This window comes from Variovorax sp. TLI9-5A (assembly GCF_056867935.1).
In genome coordinates this window covers 3,876,310-3,890,443 of sequence record NZ_CP200310.1, presented here as the reverse complement: position 1 = coordinate 3,890,443, position 14,134 = coordinate 3,876,310, and the positions used below count along the sequence as shown (strand labels likewise).

Below are 14,134 nucleotides of genomic sequence, written 5' to 3'. Positions count from 1 at the left end.
TTCTTCGCCGGACGCCGGACGCCGGACGCCGGGGGGCGATTCAGTCCTCGTCTTCCCACTTGCCGACCACCGTGCCCAGCACGGTGAAGGGCGTGCGCACCGGCTCGTGCTTCGGATTCAACGGCAGCAGCCAGCGGCGGCCGTCGTCTTCCTTGAACACCTTGAAGGTGACCTCGTCGCTGTCATCCAGCTTCGCGATGACGCGTTCGCCGTCGTCGGGCTTGCGCAGCGAGGTGTCGACGAACACGATCGAGCCGGCCGGGTAGCTCTTCAGCTGGCCGCTGGGCGAGGTCATGCTGTCGCCGCGCACGCGCAGCGCATAACTCTGGAGGCTGTGGTGGGCGATGCAGGGAATCCAGCGCTCGGCGCGCGGCTGCTGCGAGATCTCGTGGCTGTCCCAGTTGGCGGCGTCGGCCCAGGAAATGAGCGGCACGGTGCCGGGCGTGCGCGGGTTGAAGCTCGGGATCGAAGGCGGGATGTGCGCCACCCGGTAGGGCCCCGGCGGCTCGTTGGCCCGGTCGCGGGCCTGTCTGATCTGGTCTTCGTCCCAGGGGGCGGGGCCGTCGCCTGTGTCCAGCCAGTTCGGATCGGCGCGGTACGCGCGGGCCAGCGCGAGCACGCTCATGGAGCGGCTGACGTCGCCTCGTTCGATCTTGGAAATGCTGGACTGTTTGACGCCAGAGACCACCTCGGCCTGCTTCTGCGTCATCTTGGCGAATTTGCGCGCGGCCAGGGCGCGTTTGGCAATGCTGTCCATCGGCTGGGGATTTAAGCCCAAACGAATATTCTTCTCAAACTCTAGAATAGTAAGAAAAGGGAGGATTGCCATGAAGCCACGGGAGTTGGTTCTGGCGCTGAGGGCCATGGGGCTCACGCAGAAGCAGATCGAACAGAGAACAGGCATTCCGCAGCCGACGGTCAGCAAGATCGGGCTGGGGCGGGTGGCCGACGTGATGTCGCGCCACTACGTCGCGCTGGTCGCGGCCTACGAGCAGCGGGTGAAGGAAGAGGCCCTGAAGCCGGGGCCGGAGGCTTTTCGCCAGCCGGCGAAGAAAGAGCAACGGCAACGATGAGCGTACGGTGCGCCGACTATCGCCTTCGGGCCTGTGGTTCGATCGCACGCTGTGCGTGCTGCTGGCGCTGCTGTCCATCGCGGGGCTGGTCTTCGGGCTGATCGAGGCGCGCCCAGCCATCGCGGGCAGCGGCTGTTTCGGGCTGGTGTGCGCGGCGTGGGCGGCGCAGGTGCTCTTCGACGACGAGGCGCTCAGGCGCTCGCGTGCGCTTCGGGCGGCGCGAGAGCGAGGGTGGTACTGACGCGCACGCAGTCCTTGATGTGCTGCTCGCCCAGTGCCCGCAGCGCCGCATAGCCGAGCGCGGCCGACACCACCTGCCCGGCGATGGGCACGTACTTGGTCGCCTGCTTGGCCGTGAGGCGCACGCCGGCATGCTTGGCCAGGCGCAGCAGCAGGTCACGTGTGACCAGCCTTCCGACCAGCAGCGCGCCCACGGTGGTCGCGGCCTTCTGGATGCGCTCGCGCTGGTGCGGCGCGAGCTTTTCGACCTGCGTGACCGACAGGCCGAACTCCGCGCTGATCTGCGGCACCAGCCGCGAGAGCAGCGCGGCGTCGGCCATCCAGTCGAGGCCGGGCAGGGGAACCGCGCTGGCCGCTGCCGCCATCAGCGCCTTGCGGCTGATGAGGCGGCGGCTGCGGTGGATGGCGGCGATGAGCTTTTCGTCACCCCGGGCCAGGTCGATGGCTGACGGCATCCGGCGACTCCCTTGCTTGTTGGTTGCTTGCTGTGGCTCAGGCCGCCAGGGCTTCCAGCTGGTCCGAGAGGGCCAGCCAGCGCTCTTCGAGGCGGCCGATTTCATCGTTGAGCGCCTTCAGCCGCTTGCCGGCCTCGGCGATCTCGCCGGAGGGCAGCGGCTGGGCCAGCCGCGCTTCGAGTTCGGCTCGCTCGGTGCCGGCCTTGGCCAGGCGCTCGTCGATCTGGGCGATCTCGCGCTTGATCGGCTTGGCCTGGTCGCTGCGCTGCTGGCGCTCCTGGGCGTCCTGCTTGCGCTGCTGCGGGGCGGCGGCGGGTGCGGGTGTGGCCGCCGACACGGCGGCAGCGGCTGCCGCGGTCTCGGCCTGGCGCACCGCCACCTTGGCTTCCTCGCGCAGGCGCTTGGACTCGTCGAGCAGGTAGCGCTGGTAGTCGTCGAGGTCGCCATCGAAGTCGCCGACCACGCCGCGGCCCACCAGCCAGAACTCGTCGCATACCGAGCGCAGCAGCGCGCGGTCGTGGCTCACCAGCATCAGCGTGCCTTCGAACTCGTTGAGCGCCACGGCCAGCGCCTCGCGGGTGGCCAGGTCCAGGTGGTTGGTCGGTTCGTCCAGCAACAGCAGGTTGGGGCGCTGCCACACCATCATCGCGAGCACGAGGCGGGCCTTTTCGCCGCCGCTCATGGTGCCCACGGGCTGCTTGACCATGTCGCCGCTGAAGTTGAAGCTGCCCAGGTAGCCGCGCAGCGCCTGCTCGCCCGAGGGCTCCTTGGCATTGCCGCCGAGTTCGCGTGCCAGGCGCACCATGTGCTCCAGCGGGTTGCTCTCGGGGTGCAGCACGTCGAGCTCCTGCTGCGCGAAGTAGCCGATGTTCAGGCCCTTGCCTTCGGTGACCTGGCCCGCCAGCGCGCCCATTTCGCGCGCGATGGTCTTCACCAGCGTCGACTTGCCCTGGCCGTTGGCGCCCAGGATGCCGATGCGCTGGCCCGCCAGCACCGAGCGGTTGACGCCGCGCAGGATGGTCTTGGGCTCCTCGTTCTCCACCACGTAGCCGAAGCTCGCGTTGCTGATCGACAGCATCGGGTTGGGGATGTTGCCCGGCTCCTTGAACTCGAAGCTGAAGTCGGCCTCCGCCAGCAACGGTGCCACCCGTTCCATGCGCTCCAGCGCCTTGACCCGGCTCTGCGCCTGCTTGGCCTTGCTGGCCTTGGCCTTGAAGCGGTCGATGAACTTCTGCAGGTGGGCGATCTTGTCCTGCTGCTTGGCGAAGGCCTGCTGCTGCTGCTCCATCTGCAGCGCGCGCATGTCCTCGAACTTGCTGTAGTTGCCGCCGTAGCGCGTGAGCTGGGCGTTGGCGATGTGCAGGGTGACGTCGGTCACGGCATCGAGGAACTCGCGGTCGTGGCTGATGACGATCATGGTGCCTGGATACTTCTGCAGCCAGGCTTCGAGCCAGACCAGCGCGTCCAGGTCCAGGTGGTTGGTGGGTTCGTCGAGCAGCAGCAGGTCGCTCGGGCACATCAGCGCGCGCGCCAGCTGAAGGCGCATGCGCCAGCCGCCGGAGAAGCTGTTGACGGGGGCATCGAGCTCGTGCGTCTTGAAGCCCAGCCCGAGGATCAGCGCCTGCGCGCGCGGCACGGCGTCGTGCTCGCCGGCGTCGGCCAGGTCGGTGTAGGCGTGGGCGAGCTCCATGCCGATGTCGGCGTCGTCGGGGTTCTCGGCGTAGGCGGCCTCGATGGCGGCCAGGGCCTGGCGCAGTTCGGTCAGGCGGGTGTCGCCGCCCACCACGAAGTCGGTGGCCGACTCCTCGGTCTCGGGCATGTTCTGCGCCACCTGGGCCATGCGCCACTGCTTCGGAATGGAGAAATCGCCGCCGTCTTCGTGCAGCGTGCCGTTGAGCAGGGCGAACAGGGTCGACTTGCCGGCGCCGTTGCGGCCCACAAGCCCGACCTTCTCGCCGGGGTTGAGGGTTACCGTGGCGCCGTCGAGCAGGACCTTGGCGCTGCGGCGAAGAATGACGTTCTTGAGAGTGATCATGAAAGAGGAACCGTAGGGGCGATTATCCCGCCCGGCCCTTCGCGCCCGGAAAAAGGGGGCAAAGGCACGGGGAAATGACGCAGGGAAAGGCGCGGGAAGATGGCCCGGTGAATGGGGTTTCGCAGCCAATTGCTGCGAGAAAGCGGCTGAAGGGGGCTCAGGCTGGCGCAGCTAACGCGCGCCGGCCACCAGGGCATCGCGTGTCACCAGCAGAACCTGGTCTTCGCCCGCCGAGGTTTCGAGCCAGAAGACTTCGAGCTGCGGGAAGGCTGCCTCGAAGTACTCGCGCTCGTTGCCGATCTCCAGCACCAGCACCGCACGCTCGCTCATGCGCGAAGGCGCATCGGCGAACAGCTGGCGCACGAAATCCATGCCGTCGGTGCCGCCAGCCAGCGCCAGTTCGGGCTCGGCGCGGTATTCGGCGGGCAGGGCGGCCATGCTGGCGCTGTTCACGTAGGGCGGGTTGCACAGCACCAGGTCGTAGGGGCCGGGCAGGTTCTTCAGCCCGTCCGACTCGATCAGCCTGACTCGGGCGTCCAGCGCGTGGCGGGTGACGTTGATGGCCGCCACTTCGAGAGCCTGCACCGAGAGGTCGCCTGCGTCCACCGTCACCTCCGGATACGTGAGCGCCGCCAGCACCGCGAGGCTGCCGTTGCCGGTGCACAGGTCAAGTACGCGTTGCGTGTGTTCGCCCAGCCAGTAGTCGATGGTCCCGTCGGCGATCAGCTCGGCGATGAAGCTGCGCGGCACGATGGCGCGCTCGTCCACGTAGAAGGGCACGCCCTGCAGCCAGGCTTCCTTCGTGAGGTAGGCAGCAGGCTTGCGGGTGGAGATGCGTTCGTCGATGAGCGCCGCCACCTTGCCCGCGTCGGCAGGCGACACGGGCCTGTCGGCCACGCCGTCGAGGTCGTCCAGCGGCAGCTTCAGGCGCCACAGCACCAGCCAGGCGGCTTCGTCAAAGGCGTTGGCGGTTCCGTGGCCGAAGGCGACGCCGGCTTCTTCCAGCCGCTTTGCGGCCGCCTCGATGAGTCCGATGACGGTGCTCATCCGGCGAGCGCGGCGTCCAGCCGCTTCAGGGTGCGCAGGTAGATGTTCTTCAGCGTCTCGATCTCGGCCACGTCGATGTGCTCGTCGATCTTGTGGATGCTGGCGTTCACCGGGCCCAGCTCGACCACCTGCCTGCAGATCTTGGCGATGAAGCGTGCGTCGCTGGTCCCGCCGCTGGTCGACAGTTCGGTCTCGATGCCGGTCTCGTCGCGGATGGCGCCTTGCACGGCTTCCACCAGCTCGCCGGGCGTGGTGAGGAAGGGCAGGCCGCCGACGGTCCAGGCCAGGGTGTAGTCGACCTTGTGCGCGTCGAGTACGGCATGCACGCGCTGCTGCAGCGACTCGGGCGTGGACTCGGTCGAGAAGCGGAAGTTGAAGTCGATCACCGCGTTGCCCGGGATCACGTTGCTCGCGCCGGTGCCCGCGTGGAAGTTGCTGATCTGCCAGCTGGTCGGCTGGAAATACGCGTTGCCGGCATCCCAGCCGCCGGCGGCGTTGATGGCCACCAGTTCGGCCAGCGCGGGCGCGACCGCATGCACCGGGTTCTTCGCCAGGTGCGGGTAGGCGATGTGGCCCTGCACACCCTTGACCGAGAGCTTGCCGCTCATGGTGCCGCGTCGGCCGTTCTTGATCATGTCGCCGCAGCGTTCCACGGCCGTGGGTTCGCCGACGATGCAGTAGTCGATGGTCTCGCCGCGCGCGGCCAGCGCATTGCAGACGACGACGGTGCCGTCGACGCCGGGGCCTTCCTCATCGCTGGTGAGCAGCAGGGCCAGCGTGAGCCGCGGATCGGGCACGGCCTGCAAAAAGTCTTCGATGGAGGTCACGAAGGCCGCGACCGAGGTCTTCATGTCGCAGGCGCCGCGGCCGTAGAGCTTGCCGTCGCGGTGCGTGGGCGTGAAAGGGTGGCTGGTCCACTGCTCGACGGGGCCGGTGGGCACCACGTCGGTGTGGCCGGCGAACACCAGCGTCTTCGTGGCGGCCTTGGCGTTCGCGGGACGGCGCACCGCCCACAGGTTGGTCACCCGGAAGTCGGCCGGGCCGCTCTCGATGGTCTCCAGCGTGAAGCCCAGCCGCGCCAGCCGCTCGCCGAGGATCTGCTGGCAGCCCGCGTCGTCGGGGGTGACGGAAGGGCGCGAGATGAGTTGTTCGGCTAGCTGGAGAGTTCGGGACATGGCACAGGAATGGAGCGGGACTCTTCCAGGAACACCGCGGAACCGGCTTTGCCGGGCCGCTGGTGTTGCCCCTGCGAGGGGGTTGGCGAAGCGACACGAAGTGCGCGCAGCCTGGGGGAGAGTCAGAATTTGACGTCTAGCGTGATGTCGGTAAAGGTGGGTTCGTCGACTTGGTCGGTCAGGTTGCGGTCGTCGACCTGCTGCTTGGGCGCCGCGCGGTTCTGCAGGCGCCACATGAGGTTGGTGGGCGAGTCGGCCTGCGACAGGCCCTCTTCGCGGGTGACGCGCTCCTCGACGATGAGGCGGGCGATGTCTTCCTCGAAGGTCTGCGAGCCTTCGGCCATCGACTTTTCCATGGCCTCCTTCACGCCGGAGAAGTCGCCCTTCTCGATCAGCTCGGCCACCAGCGCGGTGTTGAGCATGACTTCGAGCGCTGGCACGCGGCCGCCGGTCGGCGTGCGCAGCAGGCGCTGCGACACGATGGCGCGCAGCGCGCCGCCCAGGTCGCCCAGCAGCGTGGGGCGCACCTCGACGGGGTAGAAGCTCAGGATGCGGTTCAGCGCGCGGTAGCTGTTGTTGGCGTGCAGCGTGGCCACGCACAGGTGGCCCGACTGCGCATAGGCGATGGCGGCGGACATGGTGTCGCGGTCGCGGATCTCCCCGATCTGGATCACGTCGGGCGCCTGGCGCAGCGCGTTCTTCAGCGCCGTCTGCAGCGAGGTGGTGTCGCTGCCCACGTCGCGCTGGTTCACCACCGACTTCTTGTTGGTGTAGGTGAACTCGATCGGCTCCTCGACCGTGAGGATGTGGCCGCTGGCGTGCTCGTTGCGGTAGTCGAGCATCGAGGCCAGCGTGGTGGTCTTGCCCGCGCCGGTGGCGCCGACCATCAGGATCAGCCCGCGCCGCTCCATGATGAGCGTCTTCAGGATGTCGGGCAGGTTCAGCTCGTCGAAGCTCGGGATGGTGGAGGCGATGTGCCGCACCACCACCGCGTAGGTGCCGCGCTGGCGCATGGCGCTGATGCGGTAGTTGCCGGCGCCTTCGATGTGCACCGCCATGTTGAGCTCGCCCGAGCTTTCCAGCTCCTGGATGCGCCCCGCGGGCACCACCTCGGACAGCAGCGTGAGCGGCGCCGTGGGCGGCAGCACCTGCGCGTTGACCGGCAGGCAGATGCCGTTGATGCGGATCAGCACCGGCGAGTGGGCCGAGAGATAGATGTCGGAGGCCTTGCGTTCGGCCATCAGACGAAGAAGCCGTTCCATCATGTTCATCGGTCTCTCTCCTCGGGTGCTGTTGTTTTCTCAGGGGCTCTGAAGGAAAACCGGCCCTGCAAGGGGCCGGGGGAGTGATCAGTCGCGCAGCAGGTCGTTCAGGCTCGTCTTGGAGCGCGTCTGCGCGTCGACCGTCTTCACGATGATCGCGGCGTAGGTGCTGTAGTCCTGGCCCGACTTGGTCTTCTTGGGCAGGTTGCCGCTGATGACCACGCTGCCCGACGGCACGCGGCCGTACGAGATTTCGCCGGTGTCGCGGTTGAAGATCGGGGTGCTCTGGCCGATGTACACGCCCATGCCGAGCACGGAGTTCTCTTCGACGATCACGCCTTCCACGACTTCGGAGCGCGCGCCGATGAAGCAGTTGTCCTCGATGATGGTCGGGTTGGCCTGCAGCGGCTCCAGCACGCCGCCCAGGCCCACGCCGCCCGACAGGTGCACGTTGGCGCCGACCTGCGCGCACGAGCCCACGGTGGCCCAGGTGTCGACCATGGAGCCTTCGCCCACATAGGCGCCGATGTTCACGTAGGAAGGCATCAGGATCGCGCCCTTGGCGATGAAGCTGCCGCGGCGGGCCACGGCCGGCGGCACGATGCGCACGCCCGATTCCTTCAGCTCGTTGGCCGACAGGTGCGAGAACTTGGTGGGCACCTTGTCGTAGAAGCCGAGCGAGCCGGCCTGCATCTGCTCGTTGTCCTTCAGGCGGAACGACAGCAGCACGGCCTTCTTGACCCACTGGTGCACGGTCCACTTGCCCACGCCTTCGCGGGTGGCCACGCGCAGCTTGCCGTTGTTGAGTTCGGTGATGACGTGCTCGACGGCGTCGCGCACTTCGGCCGGCGACGAGGCGACCGAGATGTTGGCGCGGTCTTCCCACGCGGCGTCGATGATTTGTTGCAGTTGCTGGGTCATGGAGAGTCTCGGGTGAAAAATGGGAGCAGGGGCCAGGCAAGGCGGATCAGCGGCGGGCTTCCTTGCAGAAGCGCACGATGCGCTGTGCGGCCTCCACGCATTCGGCCGTTTCGGCCACAAGCGCCATGCGGATGCGGCCCCGGCCGGGGTTGACGCTGTGCGCGCCGTAGGTGGTCTGGCGCGCCAGATAGCTCCCCGGCAGAACGGTCACATTGTATTGAGCGTAAAGCGCCCGGGCGAAGGCTTCGTCGTCGCCAGCCCACACTTCGGGCACGCCGGCCCACAGGTAGAAACTGGCGTCGGGCAGCCGCACGTCGAGCACCGGCTCCAGCAGCGGGGTGACGGCCGCGAACTTGGCGCGGTACTGGGCGCGGTTGTCGACCACGTGCGATTCGTCGCCCCAGGCCGCGATGCTGGCCGCGGCCACGGTGCCGCTCATGGCGCTGCCGTGGTAGGTGCGGTAGAGCAGAAACTTCTTGATGATGGCCGCGTCGCCCGCCACGAAGCCGCTGCGCAGGCCGGGCACGTTGCTGCGCTTGGACAGCGAGGTCAGCGCGATCAGGTTGCGGAAGTCGGGCCGGCCCAGCTTCAGCGAGGCCTCGAGGCCACTGAGCGGGGGCTCGTCGCGGAAGTAGATCTCGCTGTAGCACTCGTCGGCCGCGATCACGAAGCCGTGGCGATCGGAAAGCGCGAAGAGCTTCTTCCACTCGTCCAGCGCCATCACCGCGCCGGTGGGGTTGCCCGGCGAGCAGACGAACACCAGCTGGGTGCGGGCCCAGACCTCCCCGGGCACGCTGTCCCAGTCGACCGCGAAATTGCGCTCCGGCACGCTGGGCACGTAGTAAGGCTCGGCGCCGGCCAGCAGGGCCGCGCCTTCGTAGATCTGATAGAACGGGTTGGGCGACATCACCACCGGCTGCGGCGAGGCCGTCGGGTCGACCACTGTCTGGGCCAGCGAGAACAGCGCCTCGCGCGAGCCGTTGACCGGCAGCACCTGCGTGGCCGGGTCGAGGGAGAGGCTGTAGCGGGTCTTGAGCCAGTCGGTGAAGGCGGTGCGCAGCTTCAGGTCGCCGGCGGTGGCGGGGTAGGCGGCCAGCGCGCCGAGGCTGGCGCTCAGCGCGTCCTTGATGAAGCCCGGCGTGGCGTGCTTGGGTTCGCCGATGCCCAGGCTGATGGCCGGGAACTCGGGGTTGGGCGTGACGCCCGCGAACAGCTGCTTCAGCCGCTCGAAGGGGTAGGGTTGCAACCGGGAAAGCAGGGGGTTCATGGCCGGGATTATCGGTGACAGGCGTTAACGCTCCCGGCGAAGCGGCTACTCCCGAAGGCAGCCGGCGCCGCAGGCGTTTTCAGGCGCAGCCAGGTGTTTTCAGACGGTGCTGCGCCGGTAGAAGGCCAGCGAGCCGGCCAGCGCCAGCAGCATGCCGCCGCAGGCGCGGTCGATCCAACGCGTGGCAGAGATGGTCAGCAGCCGGATCGCCCGGGCGCCGACGAAGGCATAGGCCAGCATCACCGCCATGTCCAGGCCCGCGAAGATCAGCGCGATGACGATGTACTGGGGCGCCTGGGCCGCCGACGGGTCGATGAACTGCGGCAGCAGCGCCGAGCAGAAGATGTAGCCCTTGGGGTTGGTCACCGCCACCAGGAAGGACTTGAGGAAGATGCGCCGGCTCTCGCCCGCCGTGGCCGAGGGCGCCGCATCGGCGGCCGGCAGGTGGAAGCCGCCCCTGGAGCGCAGCATGCGCAGGCCCAGCCAGGCCAGGTAGATCGCGCCCACCCATTTCAGCATCGAGAACCAGAACTCCGACGCGGCCAGCAGTGCGCCCAGGCCCAGCGCCACCGCACCGACCAGCACGAAGTCGGACAGCACTGCCCCGAGCATGCCCGGCAGCGCGCGGCGCACGCCGTGGCGCGAGCCGTTGCTGAGCGCCAGCAGCACCGTGGGCCCGGGCGTGGCGATGGCGGCGAAGGCCACGATGGCGAAGAGCAGGGCGGTGGCGAGCGTCATCGGGGCAGTCTCCTTGGTGAGTTCTTGGCGGCCGGGCTAGATCTTCTTGACCAGCACCTGGCTCTTGCGGTCCCAGTTGTACTTGCGTTTGCGGGCTTCGGGCAGCCAGTCGGGGTTGACCTGCTGGAAGCCGCGCTTGAGGAACCAGTGCATGGTGCGCGTGGTGAGCACGAAGATGCTCTCCAGGCCGATGGCCTTGGCGCGGTGCTCGATGTGCTTGAGGATGCGTTCGCCGTCGCCTTGCGACTGCGACTGCGGCGACACCGTGAGCGCCGCCATCTCGGCGGTAAGCGCCTCGGGGTAGGGGTAGAGCGCCGCGCAGCCGAAGATCACGCCGTCGTGCTCGACCACCGTGTACTGGTGAATGTCGCGCTCGATCTCCGTGCGGTCGCGCTTGACCAGCGTGCCGTCGCGCTCGAAGGGCTCGATCAGCTGCAGGATGCCGCCGATGTCGTCCACCGAGGCCTCGCGCAGGCTTTCGAGCTTCTCGTCGATCACCATGGTGCCGACGCCGTCGTGCACGTACACCTCCAAGAGCAGCGAGCCGTCGAGGGCGAAGGGCAGGATATGGTTGCGCTCCACGCCCGCCTTGCAGGCCTTCACGCAGTGCTGCAGGTAGAAGGCGGTGTCGGTGGGCTTCTGCGGTGGGGGCAGCGAGGCCAGCAGCTTCTCGGCGGCGTCCAGCGGCAGCTCGGTGTCGATGGGGTTGTCCTCGCTCTCGGGCAGCTCGCTGTCGATGCGGATGCCGGGAATCTCGGTCAGGAAGATCAGCTTGTCGGCCTGCAGCGAGATGGCCACGCTGGTGGCGACTTCTTCCATCGTCAGGTTGAAGGCTTCGCCCGTGGGCGAAAAGCCGAAGGGCGACATGAGCACCATGGCGCCGAAGTCCAGCGTGCGGCGGATGCCGGCGGCGTCCACCTTGCGCACCAGGCCCGAATGCTTGAAGTCCACTCCGTCGACCACGCCCACCGGGCGCGCGGTGATGAAGTTGCCCGAAATCACCCGAACCGTGGAGCCCGCCATCGGCGTGTTGGGCAGGCCCTGGCTGAAGGCGGCCTCGATCTCGTAGCGCAGCTGGCCGGCGGCTTCCTGCGCGGAGTCGAGCGCCACTTCGTCGGTGATGCGGATGCCGTGCGAATACTTCGCCTCGTGCCCCTTGGCCGCCAGCTGTTCGTTGACCTGCGGCCGGAAGCCGTGCACCAGCACGATCTTCACGCCCATGCTCTGGATCAGCGCCAGGTCTTGCGCGATGTTCTGCAGCTTGCCCGCCGCGATCGCCTCGCCCGCGAGCCCGACCACGAAAGTCTTACCGCGGTGCGTGTGAATGTAGGGCGCGACCGAGCGGAACCAGGGCACGAAGGTGAAATTGAAGACGGTGGACATGGGGCGTGATTGTGCATTCATGAAGAGGCATTTGCCTGACGCCGCCCGACCCGGCCTGACCCAGGCCGGGTCGGGCGAATCAGGCGATCGCGCGCAGCACGCGGGCCGCGCTGGCAGGAACCGAGCCGCCACCGCCACTGCTGCTGCCCCCGGAGGGTGGCGGCGGCAGCGGCAGTCCCTCGTGCCGGGCGCGGAAGCCCGCCAGCAGGGCCGCGTAGGCGTCGGTGGCCGCATTGGCTGCCGCCGATGCCGGGCTGGGCAGATCCTGCATCGCGGCCAGTTGGGCCGGCGCGATGGAGCCATCGCGCAGCAGCGCGTCGACCACCGTCATCAGTGCCGGCGTGTGGGCCTCGAGCAGCGTCAGCGCGCGCTCTTGCTCCTGCGCCAGCAGTGCCTCGATCTCGGGGTTGGTGGCCGCGATGTCGGTGTTGACGTTGTCGCCCGGGTCGTTCGCGACGTCGGTGCGGCTCAGGCGCGTGCCGAAGGCGAAGTGGCGGACGTACTGCGCCGCATTGGCCGTCGCCTGCATGAAGTCCTGAGTGGCACCCGAAGTGCAGGCCTGCTCGCCGAACACCATCTGCTCGGCGGCGCGGCCCGCAAGGCTCACGCAGATGCGGTCGCGCAGGTTCTCCTTCGACCAGGCCTTGCGCTGCTCGTAGCTGTTGTAGCCGCCCTCGAACGAGGCCACGTTGATCTTGATCTCCTGCGGCGCGCGGCCGAAGAGCAGGCCGTACACCACGCCGTGGCCGGCCTCGTGCACCGCGAGCAGGGCGCGGAAGTCCTCGCTCGAGCGCTGCTTGAGGCGATTCAGCTCCAGCGCCACCGGAAACTGGCGGCGCGCCTTGCGGTACTTGGCCGTGATGCAGGAAACGCCCGCGTCCAGCGAGAGCCACACCGGCTCGCCGCCGTTGGCGCCTTGCTCCAGCGCCCACAGCGCGGCGTTGACCAGCGTGGCGCTCAGGATCGCATGGATCGACGAGAACAGCGGTCGCGTGCCCTGTGCCGGGAACACGGCATTGGCGTAGATCTGCTCGTACACGCTCGCGTCGAGCACGAAGCGCACGCCGGAGCTTTCCTGGATCTCGGCCACGTAGCGGTCGCAGATCGACAGGATCAGGCGCACGTAGGTCGCGCGGTTGAACGAGGGGTAGATCACGTGGTTGTTGCCAAGGCGCGCGATCTGCTCGGGGCGGAAGCGCTCGGCCAGCGCCTTCTTAACGTCGATGACGGAAAGCTTCTTCGTCAGCTCGTGGAAGATGTCGGCGTCGGTGTCGCAGTCTTCGACGCGCTGCGCCGTCTCGGCGTACATCTCGTCGAGGTTGCCCGAGACGAACACCAGCAGCTTGCTGTAGTCGGTCTCCCAGCTCTGCTGCGTGTCGCGGAAGGCGCGCAGGCGCGCATGCACCTCGGCGGGCTTCCAGGCCATGATCTGCAGCAGCGTTTCCGACAGCTTCAGGCAGCGCTTCACCTCGCGCGCCTCCCAGGGCGACAGATGCAGCTTGCGCTTCTTGTCGTACTTCTTGTTCTTGTCGGTGCCGTCGCGGTCCTGCGTGTACTCGGCGTAGGCCAGCGACGACTCGATCTCGCCGAGCATCGACAGAGCCGGCGGCAGGCGGCCGTCGGACAGCAGCGCCCACACGTCCTGGTAGCGCTCGACCTTGGCGTCGTTGCCGCCGTTGTCGACCGTGCGGAAGCGCTGGAACTCGTCCAGCACCAGGATGCCGGGCATGCCCTCGGCGATGCCCGACTCGGCCAGCATGGCCGAGATGGAGCCGCGGCTGTGATGGCCCGAGCCATGGCTGAAGCCGTCCATCTGCACTTCGATGAAGCGGTCGTAGAAGCCAAGGTGCTGGGCCAGCTTGCGCACCAGCTGCGTCTTGCCGGTGCCGGTGAGGCCCCAGAGGCAGACGATGACGGGGCGGCTGATGAGCTGCGGCAGCACATACCAGGCGCGAAGCGAATCGATCACGCGATCGATGATGTCGTCGATGCCGAAGAGCTCGGTCTTCAGGGCTTCGGAAATGGTCTGCAGATGGCGAGTGCGTTCTGCGAGCTCGGCATGCAGTTGGGTACGGATGTCTTTGGACATGTTTTTCTTCTTGGATATCTGGCTGGAACAGGAATGCGGCCGCTCCTTCACCATGAAGGAATCGGCGGGCGGCAGGCGTGACGCTGTGGGTGTCGGTTGCGGCGCTTCTGTCTGGGAAGCGCGCCGACTGTGTCGAGGGCGCGGCTTCAGGCCGGGCGAGGCAACTTGACCCTTCCGTGCGCGCGGGGCGCACGGCTTGCGCAGCGACGGCGCAAGGTGGTGAGGGCAAGGCGATAGGACATGGACGCGATCGTAGTGGCGGTTTGCAATTGAGTAAAGACTATTTACGGATCGTGTTGCAACCAGGCCGCGCGCTGTGGATGCCATGCAACAGCGGCTGTGCGCGCCGATAATCGACGGTTTGCCTGCCGCGCCGGCCCGACGACTGTTTTCCCTTGACGACCACCACACCCCTTCGCATCGAATTCCCCGAATCGCTTCCTGTCTCC

At 67.7% G+C, this 14,134-nt stretch carries 13 protein-coding genes; 2 read left to right on the top strand and 11 right to left on the bottom strand.

Going from position 1 to position 14,134, the window contains the following annotated elements; all coding sequences use genetic code 11:
* Positions 1-40 precede the first annotated feature (40 nt).
* Positions 41-757 carry a helix-turn-helix domain-containing protein gene (locus AC1VNX_RS18300; RefSeq protein WP_483158128.1) on the bottom strand — a complete coding sequence of 239 codons (717 nt, stop codon included), beginning with the start codon at positions 755-757 and terminating at the stop codon, positions 41-43.
* Positions 758-827: 70 nt separating this feature from the next.
* Between AC1VNX_RS18300 and AC1VNX_RS18295 the strand changes: the two genes are divergently transcribed.
* Positions 828-1,073, top strand: a complete 246-nt coding sequence (locus tag AC1VNX_RS18295) for a helix-turn-helix domain-containing protein (RefSeq protein WP_483158126.1) — start codon at positions 828-830, stop codon at positions 1,071-1,073.
* A 7-nt stretch (positions 1,074-1,080) separates the two neighbouring features.
* Positions 1,081-1,314 carry a hypothetical protein gene (locus AC1VNX_RS18290; RefSeq protein WP_483158124.1) on the top strand — a complete coding sequence of 78 codons (234 nt, stop codon included), beginning with the start codon at positions 1,081-1,083 and terminating at the stop codon, positions 1,312-1,314.
* On the opposite strand, the gene AC1VNX_RS18285 is transcribed toward AC1VNX_RS18290, so the two are convergent.
* From AC1VNX_RS18285 to AC1VNX_RS18240, 10 genes are all read right to left on the bottom strand, one after another.
* Positions 1,265-1,768 (bottom strand): hypothetical protein, encoded by a 504-nt coding sequence (locus tag AC1VNX_RS18285; protein ID WP_483158122.1) that lies wholly within the window; start codon positions 1,766-1,768, stop codon positions 1,265-1,267. The genes AC1VNX_RS18290 and AC1VNX_RS18285 overlap by 50 nt on opposite strands.
* Positions 1,769-1,805: 37 nt before the next feature.
* Entirely contained in the window at positions 1,806-3,803 is a 1,998-nt protein-coding gene (locus tag AC1VNX_RS18280) for an ABC-F family ATP-binding cassette domain-containing protein (RefSeq protein WP_483158120.1), read from the bottom strand.
* Positions 3,804-3,974: 171 nt separating this feature from the next.
* Entirely contained in the window at positions 3,975-4,850 is an 876-nt protein-coding gene (gene prmB / locus AC1VNX_RS18275) for a 50S ribosomal protein L3 N(5)-glutamine methyltransferase (RefSeq protein ID WP_483158118.1), read from the bottom strand.
* The gene (dapE, locus tag AC1VNX_RS18270) at positions 4,847-6,025 is read right to left on the bottom strand and encodes a succinyl-diaminopimelate desuccinylase (protein WP_483158116.1); all 1,179 of its coding nucleotides are present in this window, start codon (positions 6,023-6,025) and stop codon (positions 4,847-4,849) included. The genes prmB and dapE overlap by 4 nt, the downstream gene beginning before the upstream one ends.
* A 122-nt stretch (positions 6,026-6,147) precedes the next feature.
* Entirely contained in the window at positions 6,148-7,296 is a 1,149-nt protein-coding gene (locus tag AC1VNX_RS18265) for a PilT/PilU family type 4a pilus ATPase (RefSeq protein WP_483158114.1), read from the bottom strand.
* A 78-nt stretch (positions 7,297-7,374) separates the two neighbouring features.
* Positions 7,375-8,208 carry a 2,3,4,5-tetrahydropyridine-2,6-dicarboxylate N-succinyltransferase gene (dapD, locus tag AC1VNX_RS18260; RefSeq protein ID WP_483158112.1) on the bottom strand — a complete coding sequence of 278 codons (834 nt, stop codon included), beginning with the start codon at positions 8,206-8,208 and terminating at the stop codon, positions 7,375-7,377.
* 46 nt (positions 8,209-8,254) lie between these two features.
* On the bottom strand, positions 8,255-9,475 hold the full coding sequence (dapC, locus tag AC1VNX_RS18255) for a succinyldiaminopimelate transaminase (protein ID WP_483158110.1): 1,221 nt from the start codon (positions 9,473-9,475) through the stop codon (positions 8,255-8,257).
* Positions 9,476-9,574: 99 nt separating this feature from the next.
* Entirely contained in the window at positions 9,575-10,213 is a 639-nt protein-coding gene (locus AC1VNX_RS18250; protein ID WP_483158109.1) for a LysE family translocator, read from the bottom strand.
* A 36-nt stretch (positions 10,214-10,249) separates the two neighbouring features.
* Positions 10,250-11,596, bottom strand: a complete 1,347-nt coding sequence (gene argA, locus AC1VNX_RS18245) for an amino-acid N-acetyltransferase (RefSeq protein WP_483158107.1) — start codon at positions 11,594-11,596, stop codon at positions 10,250-10,252.
* Positions 11,597-11,675: 79 nt separating this feature from the next.
* Entirely contained in the window at positions 11,676-13,685 is a 2,010-nt protein-coding gene (locus AC1VNX_RS18240; protein ID WP_483158105.1) for an AAA family ATPase, read from the bottom strand.
* Positions 13,686-14,134: the final 449 nt, after the last annotated feature.